Source organism: Streptomyces longispororuber, assembly GCF_024448165.1.
Classification (GTDB): domain Bacteria; phylum Actinomycetota; class Actinomycetes; order Streptomycetales; family Streptomycetaceae; genus Streptomyces; species Streptomyces longispororuber_A.
In genome coordinates, this window is record NZ_JAMOLN010000193.1 from 1 (window position 1) to 20,034 (window position 20,034).

Sequence of the window (20,034 nt, forward strand, 5' to 3'; positions counted from 1 at the left end):
CGAAGCCTGGCCCGCCACGGAGAGCCCCACCGCGCCCGCCGCCATCGTGATGGCCTGCGTCACCCTACGTCTGCTGATCACAACGCTCCTCTCGCCCCATGGGGATGCATGCACAGAGAAACACACACCACAGGAATCACCTGTCAGACTGGTGATTACCTTCCGCCAGTTGCGCACATGTGTCAAGGAAGGACGCCTCGACGTCGACGACTTCCGGCTACCGCTCCCCGGCTGCGATCCCCGGCGACCGCTCCCGCACCGGGAGAACCAACTCCCCCTCCTCAACGTCCTGTTCGGTACGGGGGATGATCAGTGGATGGAGTGCGGGAGAGGTGTGGGAGGGGTGCCGTGGAATCCGACGACGGCTCATGGTGGGTGATGCTCGCTGTCTCCGCCGGGGCGACACTCGTACTGGGCGCGATCCTGTTGTCGGTGATCGCCGTCGTCGTCCTCGGTGTCGGCTGGGTGCGGCGCAGGCGGGGCTGATGACGTCAGGACGTCTGCCGGGCTGTTCGTCGACCTGGGCCTGGAGAGGGATCCTGATGGTGTCAGGGCGTAGCGGGGAGGCTAGCGAGGTGCAGCGAGTACGTCCTGGAGTACGTTCTCGAGCGTGACGCGGGCCAGCTCGTTCCTCACGGTCTCCTCGATGCCCTCGTAGATGCCCTGCATCGCTGGCTGGATGCCGTGACCCACCACGCATCCCTGGTCCGGGGCGGTGCGGTGCATGGCGAACAGTGGGCCGGGTTCTACTGCCTCGTACACGTCGAGCAGGGTGATCGACTCCAACTCGCGCGCCAGCGACCAGCCCGCGCCCACGCCCCGCCGGGACTCCACGAGCCCAGCCCTGCGCAGTTCGCCGAGCAGCCGTCTGATCACCACGGGGTTGGTGTTCGCGCTGGCCGCGATCTGCTCGGAGGTGGCGACCTCATGGCCCTGGCGCTGATAGAGGCCGATCCAGGCCAGCGCGTGGGCGGCGATGGTCAACCTGCTGTTGGCACTCATGAACCCTCCTCCGGCCGCAACGCTTTATGTTACGACAGCGCAGTCGTAACAGTCATGGTTGCAACAACCCGTCGTAACTATTAGCGTTACGACACCTGAGGGAGCTCAATCAACGAGGTGAGAAGAATGAGCAAGCCACTCGCGGGCAAGGTCGCCCTGGTCACCGGGGGGTCGCGCGGACTGGGAGCCGCGACCGTACGGCTGCTGGCCCAGCAGGGCGCCGACGTCGCCTTCACCTATGTCAGCTCCGAGCAGCAGGCGAAGGCCGTCGTCGACGAGGTGCACAGCAAGGGGGCGAAGGCCGTTGCCTTCAAGTCCGACCAGGCGGACATGAGTCGAGCGCCGGCGCTGATCGACGATGTGGTCGCGCACTTCGGCGGCCTGGACATCCTCGTCAACAACGCGGCGATCTCGGTGGAGCAGGGCCGCACGGTGGACGATCCGGACGCCGACACCGCTGCACTGGACCAGATGCACGCCACCAATTACCTCGGCGTGATCGCCGTCATCCGGGCCGCCTCCCGAGTACTGCGCACAGGGGGCCGCATCATCACGGTGAGTTCCGGACTGGGCTCCCGGGTCGGCGTCCCGGGCGTTGCCGACTACGCGGCGACCAAGTCAGGCATCGAGAGGTACACCATGGGGGTCGCACGGGACCTCGGGCCCCGCGACATCACGGCCAACGTCGTGGAAGCCGGGCTGATGGACAGCGGCATGCAACCGCCGGACCCCGACACCCTCAAGGCCCTGCTCAGCTCACTGTCCCTGCAACGCATGGGGCACCCCAACGAAATTTCCGCGGCGATCGCCTTCCTGGCGAGCCCCGCCGCGTCATACGTCACGGGCGCGGTGCTGGACGCCCATGGTGGCTACAACGCCTGAACCAGAACCCCTGCCGCGCGCCCCGAAGGACATCGCATCTTCGGGGCGCGCACCGCCAACAGCGGCCCTCTGCCGGACGTCACGCGGAAGGCCAGGTGCCGCCGGGGGACAACTACCTTGCGTCTTGGTGTTTCGACGCCGAGAGCACGTCGCACTGAGGACTGGGAGCCGTAGCGGAGCCGGAGTTGGCAGGCGCCAGCCCGAGGGGCGTGTACGGCGACGGTGACGGAGTGCTCCCTTGCCCGCTCGGCCGGGACAGCCTCACGAGTTCTGCCCCGGTGCCCGGCAACCGGGCCCTGACCTGCTGCTTCAGGCAGCCACCCGCGCCGTCTCCTGCGCTGCCGTCCGGTCTGCCGCCGCCCGGCGCCGTCGTACCGGCATGCCCATCGTCGGGTGGGCGACGCCCCAGGCCGCGCCCTTGCAGACCAACTCCTTGTAGCGGGCGGCGAAACGGCCCGTCAGGGCGCGATCCACGGCGCGGTCGTCGGCGGTGACGAACTGGATCAGACCCTCCTTGCGACCGAGCGAGATGCACTGGTTGAAGTACTTCAGGTGGGCAGTCGGCAGCTTGCCGCCGGTCAGCCGGGCCGCGATGGAGTCGGCGGCCTGCCAGGCCATGGGGGTGCCCGAGGCGCAGGACATGCGCAGCGGCTTGTCGCCGGCGCCCAGGGCGTGACCGGCGTCGCCGATCGCGTACACGTCCGGGTGGGAGACCGAGCGCATCGTCGCGTCCACCACGACCCGGCCGGTGTCCGCGAGTTCGAGGCTGGTGGCCCGGTTCAGCGGGTGCGCCGCGAAGCCGGTGGTCCAGACGGTGACGGCGGCCTGGACGGTCCGCCCGTCCGCGGTCGTGACCCGGTCCGCCTCGACGCCGGTCACCGCCGTGTGCTCGTGCACGGTGATGCCGAGCCGGTCGATGACCTTGCGCAGGTGTGCGCGGCCCTTCGGGGAGAGCCAGTCGCCCAGTTCGCCGCGTGCGGCGAGGACGACGTCGAGGTCCGGGCGGGTCTCGGCCACCTCCGTGGCGAACTCCAGGCCGGTCAGGCCGCCTCCCACGACGAGGACCGTCTCGCCGCCCGTGAGCCGGGCCAGGCGCTCGCGCAGCCGGAGCGCGCCGGGGCGGCTCGCGATCTGGTGGGCGTGCTCGGCGACGCCCGGGACGCCGCCCGCGTTCCCGGTGCTGCCCAGGGCGTGGACGAGGGTGTCGTACGGCAGTTCCGCCGGCCCGTCGGTGCCCTGCACGGCGACGGTCTTGCGGTCCACGTCGATGGCCGTGACCGTGGCGAGCTTCAGCTCGACCCCCGTGCCCGCGAACATCTCGCTCAGCGGGCGCGGCGTCAGCTCCTGGCCCACGGCCAGCTGGTGCATCCGGACCCGCTCGACGAAGTCGGGTTCGGCGTTGACGAGGGTGATGGCGACGTCCTCGCGGCGCAGCCGCTTGGCGAGCCGGCCCGCCGCGATCGCTCCGGAGTAGCCGGCGCCGATGACGATGATGCGGTGCTGCATTGTCCTGCTCCTGTCTGCGCGGGTCCGGCGCCTTCTGGCCCGGTCACGCCCCTTGAACCGGGCAGCCCGCCGATTCCTGACAGGAGAGGAGTGTGACCTGCGTCACATCGCAGTTCAGAGGGCTCCGGACACGACAGGGGTGCCGAAATCGCCCGCCGCCCAGCGCGCGGTCGCGCGCTCCAGCTTGTCCGGGTTGACCTGGCTGCGGACCGCGACGATGCCCTCCGGCGTCCGCTCCAGGCACATGATGCCGAAGACCCGGCCGTCGACCACCGCGACGATCGCGGGGCCGCCGTTGGCGGTCGTGGCGTAGAGGTCGGGCGAACCGCCGGCCAGATCCCGCTTGGCCTGGCCCGGCTTGAACATCCCCCGCAGGAACTTCGCCACCGCCCGCGCACCCTCGAAGGCACTGGCCCGGGCCGGCACCTTCCCGCCGCCGTCGCCGACCGCGATGGCGTCCGAGGTGAGCAGCCTGATCAGCGGCTCGGTCTCGCCGCTGGTCGCCGCCGCGAGGAACTCCTCGACGACACGACGCGCGGCCGCCTCGTCGATCTCGGCCCGCGCCCCGCCGGAAGCCGCCTGCGCCCTGCCCTGCGCCACATGCTTCTTCGCGCGATGGAAGATCTGCTGGCTGGCCGCCTCGCTGAGGTCGAGGATCTCGGCGATCTCCCGGTGGGAGTACGCGAACGCCTCGCGCAGCACGTACACCGCACGCTCGTTGGGCGAGAGCCGCTCCAGGAGCACCAGCACGGCGTACGACACGGACTCCCGCTGCTCGGCCGTCTCCGCCGGGCCCAGCATCGGGTCGCCCTCGAGCAGCGGTTCGGGCAGCCACTGACCGACGTAGGTCTCTCGGCGCGCCCGTGCCGAAGTGAGCTGGTTGAGGCAGAAGTTGGTGAGCACCTTGGTCAGCCAGGCCTCGGGCACCTCGATGCGCCCGACGTCGGCGGCCTGCCAGCGCAGATAGGTCTCCTGCACGGCGTCCTCCGCCTCGCTCACCGAGCCGAGCATGCGGTAGGCGATGGCCTCGAGACGGGACCTGGCCGCCTCGAAACGGTCGACGTCACTCAAGGTCAGGACCATGCCAGGATCCTAATGGGTAGCCGGGAAGCCCCGGCCGCCACCGTGAAGCCGGCCAGGAAGGTCGACGGCGGCGACGCGCTGCCCGGCGACTCCCGGCCGACCCTGCCGAGGCTTCGTAGCAACCGAGTTCGGCTCGGACTCCCCAGGAGCCCGGCCCGGTCGGGGCCCTCGGCGACGCCGCGCCTCAGCGCAGCCCCGTCGCCCGCACGTCAGGGCAGTTCGATGACCGACCGCGCGCGTGGATGCCGCTCGGCGATCTCGCCGCACGGGCGGCACATCGGGATCGACACATCCTCGTCGGCGACGGGTTCATCGAGCTTCGACCCGTGCACGGCCATCACCACGAACACGTGCACCCTGCCCTTGCAGAGCCCCGGCTCGTCCCGGTGCGCCGCGACGCACACACACATACACCCCCGGCCGGCCACGGCTCAGTCCCGCTCGTCGACGCAGGCGATACGACGCCCCTCACGCCAAGGGCTCATGACGTCCCATCCCTTCGGATCGCGGGGCGGTACCGGTGGGCGCGGACCGTCTCCCTTCACCCTGTGCACGCACCGACTCTACCGACGGCAGAGCGGGAGCATCGAGATTTACACGGTCGTCTTATACGAACGTATTGTACACCCGTATAGATGATGTCTACGATGCATCCATGAACACCGACAGCGCCCAGCGCTCCACGCTCGCCATCGACGGCCGCACCCTGTCCTACGTGGACTTCGGCGGACCCGGCCGCCCGCTGATCGCCCTGCACGGGCACATGTCCGAGGGCATGTCCTACGCCGATCTCGCCGCCCGCCTCGCCCCGGACTGGCGGGTCATAGCACCCGACCAGCGAGGCCACGGCGACTCCGACCGGGCGGCCGACTACAGCCGCGAGGGCTACGTCGCCGACGTGGAAGCCCTCATGGACCACCTCGGGCTTGACCGCGTCGCCCTCCTCGGCCACTCGCTCGGCGCGATCAACGCCTACCAGTTCGCCGCCCGCCACCCCGAGCGCGTGACCGCCCTGGTCAACGGCGAGGGCTGCGCCGAACTGGGCCTGGACGGCAGCAATCCGCTGGCGTTCGTCCTGAACTTCCCGGAGGGCACCTGCCCCGGCAGGGAGGAGTTCGTGGCGCAGCTCGGCCCGTTCGCCCCCTTCCTCGCATCCGCCGTTCGCGAACGGCCGGACGGCACGTGGGGCCTGCACTTCCACCCCAAGGACATCTACGAGTCCGAGGACCGGGTCCACGGCGACCACTGGGCCGACTGGACCGAATCCACGTGCCCGGCGCTGCTGATCCGCGGGACCGAAGGCGGGGTGCTGCCGGCGGAGCAGGCGGCGCGGATGACCGCCCGGCGACCCGGCACCCGTCTCGTCGAACTGGCGACGGACCACTTCCTGTACGCCAACGATCCCGCCGGCTTCGCCGCAGCGGTCCGGGACTTCCTCGCCTCGGCACAGCCCTAGCCCTCGGCGGCGAGCAAGCGGCGAGCAGAGGGCGGGAACTCGCCCTTGCCTCTTGGGTGTTCGAGGAAGAGCCTCCCTCAATGACCCCCTTGGTGGAGGCTCTGCCCGAGTCGACCCTGCACGAGGTGATCGGCCTGTTGGTCAGGCTGGTGGAGTCCGCGGGTGCGCTGATCATCTTCACCGGCGCCGTGTGGGCGTTCGCACAGGTCGTCCGGGCGGGTGTGCCCGGGCACAGGCGCGGCCGGGCAGCGGATTTCAACCGGATCAGGCTGGGTCTGGGGCGGTTCCTGGTCCTGGGGCTGGAGTTCCAGCTCGCGGGGGACGTGCTGCGCACGACGGTCGCGCCGAGTTTCGCCGAGATCGGCCAGATGGCAGCCATCGCGGCCATCCGGACCGCGCTGAACTACTTCCTGGGACGGGAGATCGCCCAGGAGAAGGCCGAGATCGAACGGGGCGACACCGCTCCGGCGCACGACACCAAGGGACTGCCGCCATGAGCAGGTGTCTGCGGACGGCGCCGTCTTCCCGTCGTCACAGGCCCAGGTCGAGGGCCAGGCAGGAGTAGTACTGCCACTGCCCTTCGGGGTTGTACCGGGAGCCGACCTTGGCTTCCAGCCCGGTGTCCACGCCTTGGGTCGTGTCTTCGAGGCGGATGCGCTCGGGAAGCTTTCCGAAGCGCGCGTGCCGCGCCGCCGCGGCAGTGTCGATGACCGCTTCCTTGTTCATGACCGTCCTCCACTTCGTGGATCGCGTCCGTGTGTCTCCCGGACCGTCCACCTCAGCCTCCTCTTCTTTCAGTAACCTGTCAAGACGGTTACTTATGAATGAGTGTGCGAGCGCGCACACCGAATGAGAGTCACAGCAGCGCGGCGACGCCCTCCCGGTTCTCCGGCAGTCCGGCCGCGCGGAACCACGACACGTTCCGGGCGATGCCGCCCGTCGACTCGTCGGTGTCCAGGAAAGCCCGCAGCAGGGCGCGTTGGGCGGGGGTGAGCGGACGGGCCGGGTCGTAGCCGTCGGCAAAGGCTCTGAACAGGATCGGGCCGCGTTCGAAGTCGACGACCGAGGTGTCGCCTGCCGTCACGATGGTGAGCATCACTGAGGCCACTTCCTCGTACGTCTCGGCCAGGGCGAGCGCGGAGCGCAGCACGGTGAACCGGAACCACCCGTCGAGCCCGGGCAGCGGCTGGGGGAACCAGCCGTCCGTGGTCCGCGGGTCCCGGAGGGCGTCGAGGAGGACGGCGAGAGCACGTGGGCGATCGGCGTGTGTGGGGCCGAGCGCGGCGCAGACCCGCACGGCCGGGTCGGGGTCGGCGAGCAGGTCGGAGGTGTCCGTTCCCCACGCGCAGAGCGCCCGCGCCGCACTCGCCCGCTCCCGTCGCCCCGCCTCGGGGAGCAGCCGCGGCCGCAGCAACTCGGCGGCCCGCGGCGCCCGGTCGGCGAGCTCCGGGGCGGACAGAAGTGGCAGCGCGGCGCCGAGCGCGGCCTCGCGGACGTGTGGATCGGCAGAGGCAAGGAACGGCTCGACGGCTTCGTACAGGGTGGGGCGTATCGCCCGGCACGCGTGCAGTGCGGCGGCATCGTCGGGGTCGTGCTCGCGTTGCGTCGTGTCGTGCCAGGGCTCCCACTGCCAGTCGGTCCGGTCGCGCGCCGGATCCTCCCCGTAGGCAGCCGAATCGGCCATCTGCCCCAGCCAGACGAGCAGGCCGGCCCGCAGACTGCGCGCCGGACCGTCGTCCCACGGGAAGTACCCCTCGTGCTCGGCGGATCCGACGGGATGGTCGAGGATCGCGGCGACGAACAGTGCCGCCGGCGCGGTGCCGGAGTACAGCGAGCCCTGGTGCAGCACACCCATGTCCAACGCGGCCAACGCCGTGGACCGCACCTCGGGATCCTCGTCCACGAGGGAGCACAGGGAGACGGGTATGTCCTCTCCCGAGCCATAGGCGTGCCGCAGAGACCCCCAGTCCGTCCCCGTCAACAGGTCGCGGGCCGCTGCCGGCAACCCGCTCAGGATGCGCGTCAGGCGCGCGCTCTCGCTGTCCGTCATGCACGCACCATGCCAGCACCCACTGACAACGCCCCGTCCCGGAAGCTCACTGGTCAGAACCAGCCGGCCCCGCATGCCGCCCGGCTGGTCAAGATGCGCAGGGCGCTCTTCGGAGAGGATGCCCCAGCGGGATGGGCTGCCGTACCGCCGAACATCGAGTACCCCCGGGGTCGGCCATGGTGCCGCTACGGCTTCGGGAGTCGCTCGTCACCGCCGTGCCGTGGCCACCAGGAGGTTGGGGTCGGTGGCGGTCGTGTATGCGGCGCTGGGGATGTAGGCCGTACCGCGTCGGACTGCGATCGATGTCGGGTTCTGCAGGCCGTCTGCCTCTGTGAGTACGACGGTTGAGGTGCCGTCAGGGCTGATGCGGACAACCTTGTTGGGGCCGTCGAGGGCGGCAAGGATCTCGTTGCCCCTGCCGGTGAAGGCGAAGTCGTCGATGCCTGCCAGGCCTGTGGCCTTGACCTGGGGGCGCTCCGCCTGTGCTCGGGGTCCGAAGGGGATGCGCAGCACCGTGCCGTGGTCCAGGTTGGTGGCCCACAGTGCGTGGTCGTGGATCTTCAGGCCGTTGACGCCGAGGAAGCCGGCCGGGGCGAGTCGGGGGTCGTCGGACCAGACGGTGGGAGTGCCGCCCGTGGTGGGGACGGTGTAGATGCGTCCCTTGACGGAGTCGGCGATGTAGAGGCGATCGTTGGGTTCGTTGAGGGCCAGGCCGTTGGGGAGGCTGTCGGCGGGGAGCGGTGCGATGCGGTGCGGGGTCCCTCCCGGGCGCAGTTGCCACAGGCCGGTCAGATCGGCACTGCCGCTGGCGTAGAGGAAGTACAGCGTGCCGTCCTGGGCTCGTACGACGCCTGCGGTCAGAGCGAAGCCGAGTACGGGTGTGTGCACACCTCCGTCGGCCGGGGCCGGCAGGGTGGCCAGGATCTGCGTCGTGCCGGTGGGGCTGACGGAGGCCACCTGGCGGGCGGCGGCGAAGGTCACTACAGCTGTGCCGTCGGGACGCAGGGCGATGTTCTCCGGCGTCTGGCCGCGCGCCAGGTCGAAGTGCGCGGCGATTCGCGGGGCTTCGGGGCGTGCCGGTGCCGCCAGGGCAGGGCCTTGGGCCAGGGCCGTGATCGCGGTGGCGGCGATCGTGGCGGCGCAGGCCAGTGCGGCGAGTCTCTTCGTCATTTCCTTCTGCTCCTTCTGCTTCCCTTGCGGGTTCGGCGCGTTCGGCGCGTTCGGCAGCAACGCGGCACACGTCTGGCGCCTCGTCCGTCCTCGTTCGTCTGACGGACTCAATTCACTAGAATCAATATACATTGGTTAGAGATGACATCCATTGAAAGGTGACGGGTACCATCGGACCCATGGCCCAGCGCGCTTACACCTCCAAACTCCGCGCCCAGAAGGCGGAGGAGACCCGCAGGGCGATCATCGAGACGGCGCGTGATCTCTTCGCCGAGCACGGCTACGGCCGGGTGGGCCTGGCCACGGTCGCGGCGGAGGCCGGAGTCGCGCTGAACACGGTGTACGCGAGCGTGGGCGGCAAGCCCGCTCTCATCCTGGCGATGGCCAAGGACAGTGCCGATGACGAGCAGACGGATCACACCCGGCAGCAGATCCTGGCCACGCAGGACGGGCCGGAGATCCTCCGGCTGACCGCCGAGGGAACACGTGTGGTGATCGAGCGCCACGACAAGACGCTCACGGTCCTGATGGACGCCCGCAATTCCGACGCCGACGTCGCCAAGGCCGCCGACTTCGCGATGTCGCACTACCGCGGAGTTCTCGACTCCATCGCCGACCGGCTCTGCGAACTCGGTGAGGTGCGTACCGAGTTGTCGCGCGCACAGGTGCGGGGCGTTCTGTGGTTCTACTTCGGTGCGTCGGCCTGGACGACATCCGTACGGGAGTTGGGCTGGTCCTACGAAGAGGCTTCCTCATGGCTTCAGCACCAGGCCGCCGCGGCCCTTCTTGGAAGGCCTGACACCTAGCCTCCTCTTCGGTGTCCCGCGCCGCGCCCGCCTCACTCCGCCAGCTGGAGCAGTCGGTGCCAGTCCGCGTCGTCCAGTTCGGCCCCGGGCGGGACCAGGGCGTACGTCGCCTCCAGCCAGCGCTGGAGCGGCTCGGCGGGGATCTCGGACACGGCGGTGCCGCCACCGTGCCTCAGGCAGACCAAGTCGGGCTCGCCCTCCTGCTCGAACAACGGCCAGAGCTCCACATCGCCGGCTCTCGTGCGGATGTTCAGCCCGTCGGAGAGCAGGTCCCTCGCGAGTACCCGGCGCTCCATCAGGACGCCCGCGTCGCCGGACGACATCGTGACCACGAGGGGGTCGCTCATGTCGTAGATCATGTCGCACCGCAGTGTGACGCCGTGGTCCGGCCTCTCCCACCGTGTCACTGGCAGGGTGAGCACCAACTTGGTCATGATCGGCTCCTCAGGGATCGGGGTGCTGTGCCGTCCCAGGCGCGAGGGGTTCCCGCGCTGCAGTGCTGCCAGGGAGGGGCGTGAAGAGAAGACCAGTTTCGAAGCTGGTCCCGTCGGCGTCTGTGGTGCGCTCCCTCGCCCTCCCCCGGGCGTTCCGCGAGCAGTTGTAGGGTCCACCCCACAGTGCGGCCGTGGTGGTGTGGGCGGTCGTCAGTCCGAGGACACCGTGAGCAGGACGTCGCACTCGACCGGACGACGGTCGAGGAGAGGATCGCGCAGAACAGTCCGAGGAGCAGGCCCGACAGGGCGCGCATGATCTGCGCGTGGGTCATCGGTGCGTCGCACGCCCCTCCTTCGTGCAGGGCGGGTGACTGCGCGCCGGTGGACGGGGTGGTTGTCATGGGTTCGGATTCCTTACTGGGGAGTGGTGTTCGGCCGGAGCAGGGGCTGCACACGGACGGTCTCGCGCCGGCGCGGCGTGCGGGGCCGGGGCGGTCGGCGTCTCGCCGGCGCGGGATTCCCGTGCTCGCGCGTGGTGCGAGAGAGCTGTCCGGCCGATTCACCCGGTTTCTGACGTTTTGTCATGGCCGTGGGGCGCCGGGAAACAGGGGTGGTGTCCTGGGGTCTCCTGCAGTCTGGCGAGAGCGGCACCTCGCACACATCCGTCGAATGACTGCGCCGGAACGCCGAACCCGGAACGTTTCGGTCGAACGACTGACGGATGTGCAGGCGGCAGCCGCTGCCCGGTCCCGCCCGGCGGTCAGCCGCCGGCCCCACCGGCGCGCGGGCACATGTTTCTCCGGGCATCGACCGCACACCGGATGGCCGCGATTGACAGGGGCTCTGGTCGGACGTGACCGCGAACAGGAAGTGCTGGGCGAGTTCGTGACGGCCCCCGAAGGACGCTCCCTCATGCTGAAGGGAGAGACGGGGGTGGGAAAGAGCGCCCTGCTCTCCTACGCGGCCGACCTCGCGGCGAGCCGGCAGCACCGGGTGATGCGGGCGGCCGGCGTGGAAGCCGAATCGGGGCTGCAGTTCGCCGGTCTGCACCAGTTCCTGCACCCGCTGCTCTCCTACATCGACCGGCTCGACAGCGTCGACGGCAGAGTCTTCGACGTCGTCTTCGGCCGCAGCCGCAGCGCCCCGCCCTCGGTGATGACTCTGGGCATCGCCGTCCTGGACCTGTTCGCACTCGTGGCATCCCCAAGGCCCCTCGTGCTGGTGCTCGACGACGGCCAGTGGCTGGACGCCTCCAGCATCGAAGTGCTGGGCTTCGTGGGGCGCCGCCTCACCGGCAGTTCGGTCAAACTCGTCGTCGGCCTGCGCTCCGACGTGCCGTCAGGTTTCGACACCTCGGCACTCCCATCCCTGCCGGTGACAACGCTGTCGGACCCTGCCTCCGAAAAGCTCCTGGACCTCCATCACCCCGGCCTGGAGCCGCAGATCCGGCAGGTGGTCCTGGACGAGGCCAAAGGGAACCCGCTGGCCCTGCTGGAACTGCCGCCGTATCTGCACAGCAGCCGGGCGGGCCAGGACGTGCCGGTGCCCTTCGGGTACACCGGGATACCTCTGCCGCAGCGGCTCCAGCACGTGTACGGCTCCCGCATCCAGGCACTCGACACGGGCGAGCGCGCGGTGCTGCTGCGCGGCGCGCTGGACGGCGTGAGCGCCGGCACCGCCGCCGACCGCACCCGCACCACGCGCTACCGCATCCTGGACGCCGGCCGGGCCGCGGAGCTGGGACTGGTCGAAGTCGACCCGCTCAGCGGGGACTTCGTCTTCCGCCACCCACTCGTCCGGTCGGCGGTCGTGCAGCTGGCGACCCCGAACGAACGGCGTGCGGCCCACGTCGCCCTCGCCGAGGTGCACCGCAAGGACGTCGAACGTCACGCCTCTCACCTGGGCGCCTCCACGGTGGACCCCGACGAGACGGTCGCGGCGGCCTTGGAGGCGGCAGCCGACTCAGCCATGCTGCGCGGCGGGGCGCTGGCCGCGGTCTCCTGGCTGACCCGGGCCGCGGAGCTGAGCGAGACCCACGCGGCACGCTCGCGACGGCTGGGCGACGCCGCTCGCCCGGATCTCGCTGGCCCACGGCGTCTTCCTGCGGCAGGCTCGGGGCCCGATGGCGGCCCGTGCCTCCCTCACGCTCGCAGCCGAGTCCTTCGAACAGCTCGGCACGGCCGCCTGGGCCGGACGGGCGCGAGCCGAGCTGCGGGCTGCCGGTGGCACCGGCCCCGCAACCGCGCCCCACCTGTCGGCTCTGACCTGGCAGGAACGCCGGGTCGCCGCACTCGCCGCGAGCGGACTGACGAACAAGGAGATCGGCGAACGCATGCACCTGTCGCCGCGCACGGTCAGTTCGCACCTGTACCGCGTCTTCCCCAAGCTGGGTATCACCTCGCGTGCCGCGCTGCGCGACGCGCTGAGCAGGATCCCGGGAAGCCAGGACCTGTAGCGGGCCGGAGGAAGGCGGGCGGTGCGGACCCGGTCGCACCGGCGCCTGTCCCTGTCCCGTGACAGCAGACAGCGGCAGCGCGGGAAAGCGCTGCAGCTGTCGTGGACCGTGACCGGGTACGACCCGCCCGGTCACTCCGGGCGGGTCGCCGGCCGCATCAGGTGAGCGACCAACTGGCGCCGGGCGAACCGGACTCGACGCTCACACGGCCTCCCGGCGCGGAGCCCGGTGTGAGGTAGATCCGCTCGTCGGGAGTGGTGTGGTTGCTCAGGTACTGCTCGCCCTGCCCGTCGGGCGTCACGCACCACAGGTAGCCGTCGTCACCGGGACGGAAGGCGTTCATCGTGACGGTGCTGCCGCCTCGCACCTCCTGCGGGTGGCCCGAGGTCGAGTTGGCGTAGCGCCCCTCGTTCTCCAGGTAGTAGCACTCGTCCTGGCCGGTCCGTCCCGCGGCGATGGCGGAGAAGCGCTGCTCGATCTGATGCTCGTCGGTGGTGAGCAGGACCGGCGAGTTCTCCTCCTCCGGCCGGTCGACCTCCAGGGCCAGCGGCGCGGGCGTCTCCTCCTGGAGGACGACCTCGCTGGCCTTGAGTGCCTGGTCGGCGTTCTGGAGGAACCAGTGCTGGTCGGCCTCCCCGCTGAAGTCCCGGCCCACGACCGCCCCGCCGCCGTCCGGAGCGGTGAGGAACTGGTGGGTGACGAAGTTCTCGAGGAGCCAGGTGCCGTCGCCTTGGTAGGCAGGGGCCCAGAGCTGGTCCGCCGCCTCGGCCTGCCACAGCACTGTCCGGGCGTCGCGGGCTCCGCCCTCCTGGCCCAGGTAGTAGCCGGCGTAGGGCTGCTGCTGATGGAACAGGCGGTAGTAGCCGGGGAACTCCGGGTCTTGCGACAGGCTGAACGTCTGCGCCGGGAGGTTGGCCTGGTTCACCGGCTGATCGCTGACGGCGTGGTCGCCCTGGGAAGGGCCGGCCGCCTGTGTGGTGGCCGCGTTGCGCACGACCGTCTGGGTGGGCAGCGCGGGGGCGACGGCCTGCGCAGGTGGTGGCGGGTCGGGGAGTCCGTTCAGCTCGTACAGGACGGGGAAGTGATCCGAGGACTGGATGGTGTTGACGACGGAGATCCCCGCGACCGTGGGAGGCTGAGGGCTCGTGGCGGGCAGCACGGGTACGACCGCGTAGTCAAGGGTTGTCGACGACGACGGGTGTGTGGCTGACGCGGGGGCGTGCACCACGGCGGTGTTGCCGAGGTTGCCCTGCAAGGTGGTCGGGGCGCGGTTGTAGTCGCCCAGGGCGATCCAGGGCAGGCCGGCAGGGGTCATCTGATCGCGGATGTTGGCCAGCAGAAGCGAGTCGTCGTTGCCGCCGGGGCTGCTGGCCAGCCCATGCACGGTGTAGTAGACGACACCGTCCACGTTGATGCCGAGCGCAGGCCGGGAACTCGTGAAGGCCGACCGGGCGACGTACACATCGTCCCGGTCGATGCGCGTGCGGCTCCATATGGCGAGGTTGACCCGACCGGGCGGGCTGGTCTGATTGGTGTCGGTGTGCAGCCAGTACAGGTACTGAGGACGGCTGGCCGTGCCCAGACGGTACTCGCGCACCGGGATGGGTGACCCCAGGTCGTCCCAGTACTGGATGTTGTCGCCGGTGATGTCCTGGAGGTGCTGGGCGCTGGCAGGGGGTGATCCGGCCTCCTGGAGCAGGAGGATGTCGGCCCCGGCCGAGACGGAGAGCCGCGGCAGTTCACTGATGTACTTGTTGCCGTTGGGCTGGTTGGTGTTGGCGCCCTGCATGTTCCAGGTCGCCACCTTGCGGCTGTTGCTGTCGCGAGGGTCGACGTCTCCGCCGGTGTCCGCCAGGAACAACGAGGGGCGCTTGCCTTCGTCGCGGGTCACGACACCGTTCCCGTCGAAGTTCTGCGTCTCGCGTCCGGTCCAGTCCGCGATCGGCAGGCCGTCCTGGCTCAGTGGCTTGAACTGGTGCGGGTCGTCGTCGGCCGAGCCGAACTGGAAGGCCGTGCCGGGCTTGGTGCCGTAGGGCTCGTAGGGCTCGTAGGGGCCGCCTTCGGTCGCCTGCTTGATCAGCGTGTTGTTGTAGAAGACGTTCTGCGGGCCCGAGGAGCCGGACCATTTGACGGCCTTGGGCCCGGCCGCCCACCAGATGGGGTACCAGGTTCCGTCGTCGATCTCGCCGCCTTCGCCTCCGCAGTTGGCCGCGCAGTTGCCCGAGCGGTGTTCGTAGGGGACGCGCAGCGTGTTCTGTTCGAAGAGGTTGTTGTGCTCCCAGCCTCCGTGGAGGTTCAGGTCGGAGTCGAGGTCGTTACGGAAGGCCACGTTGTTGCTGGCGGACCACTGGAAGGTGAAGTGGCGCAGATTGCGGCTGAGGTTGTAGGCGTAGAGGGAGTCCCACACCCGGCTGCCCCGCAGGTAGCCGTTGCCGCCCTTGCCCTTGTTCCAGGCGCCGTCGAAGCTGTTCCGCTCGATCTGCAGGTTGCGGGCGTCCTCGGTGACGATCGGGTGGGAGCCGGTCATCGTCGCCTTCAGGCCACGCGCCCAGCTGTTGGCGGCCCACTTGAAGACGATGCCGTGCATGGCGTACTCGGGGGCCAGGTTGCCGTAGTTGTGCACGGCCTGCTCGGGACTGAGGTCATACGTGCCGCCGCCCAGTTTGGGCAGGCCCTTCATGTCCTGGGTGAAGGCGAAGTCCTCGAATCCCACGCCTTCGACGGCCTGCAGCGGGGTGACCTTGCTCGGATAGGGCTTGTCGCTCAGCGCCGCGGAGCCGTCGGACTCCGAGTCGACCGGCAGGTCCCACTCGAGAGGGCGGTCCAGCGTGATGGTCCTGGCCGAGCCGTCGGTGGCCGTGACCCGGAACATCTGCTGGCGCATGTGGAGGTCTTCCATCGCGCTGCGGTCAGTGACGCCCTGCTGCTCGTAGAACTTGACGCTGTTGGCCGCTCCGACCCAGACGTAGCCGCCGAGCGAGAACTTGCTCATGTCGGCCTTGGCGTCCAGGTGCACGGTGCGCTGGCCCTGCCGTGCGGCATAGGCGGCGTCGTCGGGTGCCGCGGCGACCTTGATGCCCGAGGCCCAGTGCTGGTTGACGCTGCCTTCGAAGATGTCCTTGCGGTTGGCCGGGGCCGCCGCCCAGTCGTCCTTGTACCGCTCGGCCACGTCTCGGGTCTGGACCCGGAACATGCCGCGTCCGGGCCAGATCCAGCCGCCGGTCCCGACATCACTGCCGGATCCGGCCTTCATGCTGTTCTGGTCCCAGCGGCCGTTGACGAGCGTGTCGTAGCGGGTGTCGGTGTCGGGCCGGAACACGAACCTGGTGCCGCCGTCACCTGATCCCTGCCCCCGGACGATGAGGAAGGACGCGTCGACGTACATCTGGTGGGAGACGTCGATGCGGCCGGAGGGCAGGGTGATGAGCGAGAGGCGGTGGGAGTTGGCGTTCGGCGAGCACCTGCTCCTGATGTCGTCGATCGCCTTCTGCAGCCCGGCGGTGTCATCGGCACCGTCGTCGGCGATCACCTTGTAGGTGGAGGCGAGTTGGCCTGCCGTGATCTTGCAGGAGGCGTCGTCGGTGACGTCACCGTTGCCGGGCAACGACTGGCCGCCGCGGTATCCCGCGCGCGACCAGTCCGGCATACCGGCTGCGGGGGCCGTGCGGTTGGCTGAGGTCAGGTCCGGGCCGTCTGCTCCGGGACCGGCCGTCGCGGCTGCCGCCGCGGGCGCGGCGACGGCCGGGGCCGCGGCGGCAAGCACCGGCAGGGGGGCTGCGAAGAGCAGGCCGGAGAAGGCCGCTGCTGCTGGGAGGAAACGTCTCACGTGATCTCTCTCTGAGTCATCGTGCTGCGAGGGGAGGGCAGGGGATGCCTGCTCGGATCGGTCCGCCGGGCAAGGGTGAGCCCCCGGCTTCGTGGGTGTGCCGGGGGCAGGACAGCGGTCGGCCGGGGCGATGGCCGGAGCCTCACGCCCCCACGGCGGGCTCCGCGGGCTCAGGGGCAGTAGAAGCGCAGGGAGGAGAGCCGGTCGTTGTCGTAGTACTTGGACGTGCCGACGTAGTCGCCCTTGGCGCCCCAGTTCCAGCTCGGAGTGAAGTCCAGGTCGGAGGGGTGCAGTTCCCCGTTGGGGTCGTCCCAGAACTCAATCTCGCACTGGGAGTTGTTCAGCCACGAGGAGGTCTGGTTGTCGGCCGGCTGACCGTTCAGGAAGTGCGTGTTGGTGAGCCGCACGATCTTGGTGTTCCCGCCCGCGGCCGGGGGCGTGATGATCGCCTTGGAGCCCGCGCCACCGCCGTCCTGATACAGGCACAGCGCCCATCCCGGGCAGCCGTCGTACGGCGGGTTCGCGGCGGATGCCGGCGTCGCCGAGAGCAGCAGTGCCGCACCTGCGGCGATCCCGGCCACGGCAGCTCCTGCGGCCTTGAGGGACGTGAGCTTCATGAGGTTCCTGCTTTCTGAGGTGTCAGTGGGGAGGCTGATCGGTGCGGCCATGCGCATGCCACCGCTTCAGCGAATGAGCCGAAGGTAACACGTGTGTCTCACATGTGTGAGTAAGTGACGAGCGAACATGAGATACGTATCTCGTCGGAATGATCTCGGTCGACGGTGCGCTGACCGGCCGGTCCGGCCCCGCGATGACTGACCGTCAACTGACCGATGCGCACGCCCCGTTCCATGGCCCATCGTGGGGAGCACAGCTCGTACGACGGAAGGAATCCCTGATGCACCCCGCCCCGCCACCCTCGCGGGCTCCGTCAGTGCCCGAACCGGTTCTGCCCCTGTACCTGGACGTCGACCGGATGCTGGACGAGTAGAAGTCGGCGTGGTGCTCCAGGTCGCCTCGCCCGAGCACCGCCCGTCGCTGGCCGGTCTGCACGCGCTGCTGGCCGGCCTCATCGCCGACAAGCGGCGCGCACCGGCGGACGATCTGCTGTCCGCCCTGGTAGCCGTGCGCGACGAGCAGGACGGCCGACTGTCCCAGGAGGAGTTGATCGGCACCGGCATGATGCTGATCGTCGCCGGCCACGAGAGCACGGTGAATCTTCTGGGCAACGCCGTCCTCGCCCTGCTGCAACGCCCCGACCAGCTCCGGCGCCTGCGCCGCAGCCCTGAGTTGATGCCCGGCGCGGTGGAGGAGTTCCTGCGCCATGACGCGTCCGTCGAACGCTCCACCAACCGCTATGCCGCCATCGACCTCGAACTGGGCGGGGTTCGCATCCCTAGAGGCGGCGGCCTGGTCGTCGTCGCCCTCGGCTCGGCAGGACACGACGCTCCCCAGGCCGACGACTCCGATCCGCTGTCCCCGGACGTGACCCGCCCGAACGCCCGTCATCCGGCGTTCGGACACGGCCTCCACCACTGCTTGGGCGCGCCGCTGGCCCGCCTGGAGACGACGATCGCCCTGCGGGTCTGCTCTCCCGTGCCACCGGTCTCGAACTGGCCGTACCTGCCGACTCGTTGGAATGGATCGGATCCGGCATCATCCGCGGGGTCCGTTCCCGCGTCGGCGTCGTTGCGTCGCGACCGGTTGCGCCCAGCGGCGCGACCGGCCCCCCGTCCTCACCGGTCAGGCCGAACTCAGCAGGCCGGCGACGGTGACCTGCAACGTGCGGCCGAGCCGAGCGGCGAAGTCCACCTTCGTCCCGGCGAGTTCCGGGTCCTCCAGGGCCTCGGAGACGGCCTCCGACGGGTGGGCGAACGGCCAGAGTCCCGCCGTGTACACCACGGTGAGAGAGACCAGTTCGCGCGCCTGGGCCGCGGTCAGCCCGGTCAGCCGGCGCTGCAGCAGAGCAGCCAGCTCCCCCAGCAGCCGGACATGGGCGAGTTTGAAGTCGCGTGCGGCCTGGGCGGAGATGTTTCTCTCCAGCTCGGGTCCCAGGGCGCTGAGCAGTCCGCACAGCAGGGGCCGGCCGGCCAGGGACTCGGCCACGACGGCCGTGACGGCGTCGTGGGACGCTGCGGTACCGGCGGCCGGCAACTGGTCCGCCAGGTCCTCGGTCCACTGCGCAAGGGAACGGTTGAGGAGTTCGAAGAAGACCGCTTCCCTGGTCTCGAAATAGCGCACGACGTTGGTCTTGGACAGTCCGACGCGGCGGCTGAGTTCCCGCAGGCTGATCTCGCCGACCGGCATCTCGTCCAGGAGCTGCGTGGCGGCGTCGAGGATCGTCTGCTTACGGATCTCCCGTTGCTCGGCGCTACGGGCGCGCTGAAAAGTGGTGGTCCGGTCGTCTGTCATCGTCGCTTTCCCAGGGAACCTTCCCGCGGCCCGTGCCCGGTGCCGCCTGCGGCAACCTTAAGGCCCGCCGGTGCCGCGCCCGCGACGGCACCGGCGGGGTCCGGACCCGGTGGACGGGCCCGGACCCGGTGGGTCATACGGACTCGCTCACGTGACGCCACTTGGCGTCTCCGGCGGCGAGGGTCTCGGCCACGAACTGACCGACGCGCACCGCGTCCTTGCCGAGGAGCAGGCGCAGCGGCGGCTCCTCGGCCCGCGTGATGTCCAGGAGGATCCGGGCGATCAGCTGAGGGTCGCCGCTCTGCTTGCCGTCGGCGGCGCGCTGCCGGGCGATGGCCGGTTCGACGACCTCCTTGTACGGCTCGCTGACGGGCGGAGTCGCCATGGAGGAGCCCGCCCAGTCCGTGCGCATGGCGCCCGGCTCCGCGACAGTGATCTTGATGCCGAGGTGGGCCACTTCCTTGGCCAGGACTTCAGAGAAGCCGCCGACGGCCCACTTGGCTGCCTGATAGGCGCCCAGGCCGGGCCCGCCCACGCGTCCGCCGACGGAGGAGATCTGGATGATGTGGCCGGACCTCTGCTCCCGGAGGAAGGGGAGGGCGGCTCGGGTGACGTTGACGACGCCGTAGAGGTTCGCGTCGATCTGGGCGCGGAAGGCGTCGTCGGACATGTCCTCGATGGCTGCCATGTCGGCGTAGCCGGCGTTGTTGACGACGACGTCCAGGCGGCCGAAGGTGTCGACCGCGGTCCGCACGGCCCGGCGTGCCGCCTCGGGGTCGGTGACGTCCAGGGTGAACAGCTTGATCCGGTCGCCGTACTGTTCGGCGAGGTCGTTCAGCGGCTCGGTGCGCCGGGCCGTGGCGACGAGGTTGTCGCCGTTCGCCAGGACCGCTTCGGCGATGGCGCGGCCCAGGCCGCGGGAGCTTCCGGTGATCAGCCAGGTCTTGCTCAT

At 70.0% G+C, this 20,034-nt stretch carries 18 protein-coding genes and 1 pseudogene; 7 read left to right on the plus strand and 12 right to left on the minus strand.

From position 1 onward, the window contains the following. Positions 1-348 precede the first annotated feature (348 nt). Positions 349-486 carry a hypothetical protein gene (locus tag M4J07_RS37515; protein ID WP_255979746.1) on the plus strand — a complete coding sequence of 46 codons (138 nt, stop codon included), beginning with the start codon at positions 349-351 and terminating at the stop codon, positions 484-486. 81 nt (positions 487-567) lie between these two features. On the opposite strand, the gene M4J07_RS37520 is transcribed toward M4J07_RS37515, so the two are convergent. After that, positions 568-1,002: an Rrf2 family transcriptional regulator gene (locus tag M4J07_RS37520; protein WP_255979748.1), complete on the minus strand. Its 435-nt coding sequence runs from the start codon at positions 1,000-1,002 to the stop codon at positions 568-570. Positions 1,003-1,128: 126 nt separating this feature from the next. Between M4J07_RS37520 and M4J07_RS37525 the strand changes: the two genes are divergently transcribed. After that, the gene (locus tag M4J07_RS37525; RefSeq protein ID WP_255979750.1) at positions 1,129-1,884 is read left to right on the plus strand and encodes an SDR family NAD(P)-dependent oxidoreductase; all 756 of its coding nucleotides are present in this window, start codon (positions 1,129-1,131) and stop codon (positions 1,882-1,884) included. A 309-nt stretch (positions 1,885-2,193) separates the two neighbouring features. Here the strand turns inward: M4J07_RS37525 and M4J07_RS37530 are convergent, their stop codons facing one another. The 3 genes from M4J07_RS37530 to M4J07_RS37540 all read right to left on the minus strand — a co-directional run bounded on the left by M4J07_RS37530 (position 2,194) and on the right by M4J07_RS37540 (position 4,817). Further along, positions 2,194-3,390, minus strand: a complete 1,197-nt coding sequence (locus M4J07_RS37530) for an NAD(P)/FAD-dependent oxidoreductase (RefSeq protein WP_255979752.1) — start codon at positions 3,388-3,390, stop codon at positions 2,194-2,196. Between the two features lie 114 nt (positions 3,391-3,504). Beyond that, complete coding sequence (gene sigJ / locus M4J07_RS37535) at positions 3,505-4,473, minus strand: RNA polymerase sigma factor SigJ (RefSeq protein ID WP_255979754.1); 969 nt, start codon at positions 4,471-4,473, stop codon at positions 3,505-3,507. Positions 4,474-4,682: 209 nt separating this feature from the next. Then, on the minus strand, positions 4,683-4,817 hold the full coding sequence (locus M4J07_RS37540) for a hypothetical protein (protein WP_255979756.1): 135 nt from the start codon (positions 4,815-4,817) through the stop codon (positions 4,683-4,685). 311 nt (positions 4,818-5,128) lie between these two features. Between M4J07_RS37540 and M4J07_RS37545 the strand changes: the two genes are divergently transcribed. Continuing rightward, positions 5,129-5,929 (plus strand): alpha/beta fold hydrolase, encoded by an 801-nt coding sequence (locus tag M4J07_RS37545; protein WP_255979758.1) that lies wholly within the window; start codon positions 5,129-5,131, stop codon positions 5,927-5,929. 80 nt (positions 5,930-6,009) lie between these two features. Next, positions 6,010-6,426: a DUF1622 domain-containing protein gene (locus tag M4J07_RS37550; protein WP_255979760.1), complete on the plus strand. Its 417-nt coding sequence runs from the start codon at positions 6,010-6,012 to the stop codon at positions 6,424-6,426. A gap of 34 nt (positions 6,427-6,460) precedes the next feature. On the opposite strand, the gene M4J07_RS37555 is transcribed toward M4J07_RS37550, so the two are convergent. From M4J07_RS37555 to M4J07_RS37565, 3 genes are all read right to left on the minus strand, one after another. Continuing rightward, the gene (locus M4J07_RS37555; RefSeq protein WP_255979763.1) at positions 6,461-6,655 is read right to left on the minus strand and encodes a hypothetical protein; all 195 of its coding nucleotides are present in this window, start codon (positions 6,653-6,655) and stop codon (positions 6,461-6,463) included. 130 nt (positions 6,656-6,785) lie between these two features. Then, the gene (locus tag M4J07_RS37560) at positions 6,786-7,979 is read right to left on the minus strand and encodes a hypothetical protein (RefSeq protein ID WP_255979765.1); all 1,194 of its coding nucleotides are present in this window, start codon (positions 7,977-7,979) and stop codon (positions 6,786-6,788) included. A 207-nt stretch (positions 7,980-8,186) separates the two neighbouring features. Beyond that, positions 8,187-9,149, minus strand: a complete 963-nt coding sequence (locus M4J07_RS37565) for a hypothetical protein (protein ID WP_255979767.1) — start codon at positions 9,147-9,149, stop codon at positions 8,187-8,189. 179 nt (positions 9,150-9,328) lie between these two features. Between M4J07_RS37565 and M4J07_RS37570 the strand changes: the two genes are divergently transcribed. Next, positions 9,329-9,955: a TetR/AcrR family transcriptional regulator gene (locus M4J07_RS37570; RefSeq protein WP_255979769.1), complete on the plus strand. Its 627-nt coding sequence runs from the start codon at positions 9,329-9,331 to the stop codon at positions 9,953-9,955. 32 nt (positions 9,956-9,987) lie between these two features. Here M4J07_RS37570 and M4J07_RS37575 read toward each other — a convergent pair whose 3' ends face one another. Then, entirely contained in the window at positions 9,988-10,389 is a 402-nt protein-coding gene (locus tag M4J07_RS37575) for an SsgA family sporulation/cell division regulator (protein WP_255979771.1), read from the minus strand. Between the two features lie 669 nt (positions 10,390-11,058). Between M4J07_RS37575 and M4J07_RS48715 the strand changes: the two genes are divergently transcribed. Further along, a complete protein-coding gene (locus M4J07_RS48715; RefSeq protein ID WP_445276310.1) occupies positions 11,059-12,906 on the plus strand; it encodes an AAA family ATPase in 1,848 nt (615 codons plus the stop codon). Positions 12,907-13,001: 95 nt separating this feature from the next. On the opposite strand, the gene M4J07_RS48335 is transcribed toward M4J07_RS48715, so the two are convergent. Continuing rightward, positions 13,002-16,670, minus strand: a complete 3,669-nt coding sequence (locus tag M4J07_RS48335; protein ID WP_255979773.1) for an endonuclease/exonuclease/phosphatase family protein — start codon at positions 16,668-16,670, stop codon at positions 13,002-13,004. A 170-nt stretch (positions 16,671-16,840) separates the two neighbouring features. Further along, complete coding sequence (locus M4J07_RS37590; RefSeq protein WP_255979775.1) at positions 16,841-17,287, minus strand: peptidase inhibitor family I36 protein; 447 nt, start codon at positions 17,285-17,287, stop codon at positions 16,841-16,843. A 508-nt stretch (positions 17,288-17,795) separates the two neighbouring features. On the opposite strand from M4J07_RS37590, the pseudogene M4J07_RS37595 reads away from it, so the two are divergent. Continuing rightward, a pseudogene (locus M4J07_RS37595) lies at positions 17,796-18,191 on the plus strand (cytochrome P450 family protein); the annotation flags it as partial. A gap of 222 nt (positions 18,192-18,413) precedes the next feature. Here M4J07_RS37595 and M4J07_RS37600 read toward each other — a convergent pair. Both M4J07_RS37600 and M4J07_RS37605 read right to left on the minus strand, forming a co-directional pair. After that, positions 18,414-19,082: a TetR/AcrR family transcriptional regulator gene (locus M4J07_RS37600; protein ID WP_255979777.1), complete on the minus strand. Its 669-nt coding sequence runs from the start codon at positions 19,080-19,082 to the stop codon at positions 18,414-18,416. Between the two features lie 133 nt (positions 19,083-19,215). Continuing rightward, on the minus strand, positions 19,216-20,034 hold an 819-nt coding region (locus M4J07_RS37605; RefSeq protein WP_255979779.1), incomplete at its 5' end, for an SDR family NAD(P)-dependent oxidoreductase.

Excerpts from the sequence above, each read along its gene's own strand:
- M4J07_RS37600 (WP_255979777.1), bottom strand. The coding sequence starts at position 19,082 with ATGACAGACGACCGGACCACCACTTTTCAGCGCGCCCGTAGCGCCGAG.
- M4J07_RS37525 (WP_255979750.1), top strand. The coding sequence starts at position 1,129 with ATGAGCAAGCCACTCGCGGGCAAGGTCGCCCTGGTCACCGGGGGGTCG.
- M4J07_RS37590 (WP_255979775.1), bottom strand. The coding sequence starts at position 17,287 with ATGAAGCTCACGTCCCTCAAGGCCGCAGGAGCTGCCGTGGCCGGGATC.
- M4J07_RS37530 (WP_255979752.1), bottom strand. The coding sequence starts at position 3,390 with ATGCAGCACCGCATCATCGTCATCGGCGCCGGCTACTCCGGAGCGATC.
- M4J07_RS37555 (WP_255979763.1), bottom strand. The coding sequence starts at position 6,655 with ATGAACAAGGAAGCGGTCATCGACACTGCCGCGGCGGCGCGGCACGCG.
- M4J07_RS48715 (WP_445276310.1), top strand. The coding sequence starts at position 11,059 with ATGACTGCGCCGGAACGCCGAACCCGGAACGTTTCGGTCGAACGACTG.
- M4J07_RS37520 (WP_255979748.1), bottom strand. The coding sequence starts at position 1,002 with ATGAGTGCCAACAGCAGGTTGACCATCGCCGCCCACGCGCTGGCCTGG.
- M4J07_RS37570 (WP_255979769.1), top strand. The coding sequence starts at position 9,329 with ATGGCCCAGCGCGCTTACACCTCCAAACTCCGCGCCCAGAAGGCGGAG.
- sigJ (WP_255979754.1), bottom strand. The coding sequence starts at position 4,473 with ATGGTCCTGACCTTGAGTGACGTCGACCGTTTCGAGGCGGCCAGGTCC.
- M4J07_RS37545 (WP_255979758.1), top strand. The coding sequence starts at position 5,129 with ATGAACACCGACAGCGCCCAGCGCTCCACGCTCGCCATCGACGGCCGC.
- M4J07_RS37565 (WP_255979767.1), bottom strand. The coding sequence starts at position 9,149 with ATGACGAAGAGACTCGCCGCACTGGCCTGCGCCGCCACGATCGCCGCC.
- M4J07_RS37560 (WP_255979765.1), bottom strand. The coding sequence starts at position 7,979 with ATGACGGACAGCGAGAGCGCGCGCCTGACGCGCATCCTGAGCGGGTTG.
- M4J07_RS37575 (WP_255979771.1), bottom strand. The coding sequence starts at position 10,389 with ATGACCAAGTTGGTGCTCACCCTGCCAGTGACACGGTGGGAGAGGCCG.
- M4J07_RS37550 (WP_255979760.1), top strand. The coding sequence starts at position 6,010 with ATGACCCCCTTGGTGGAGGCTCTGCCCGAGTCGACCCTGCACGAGGTG.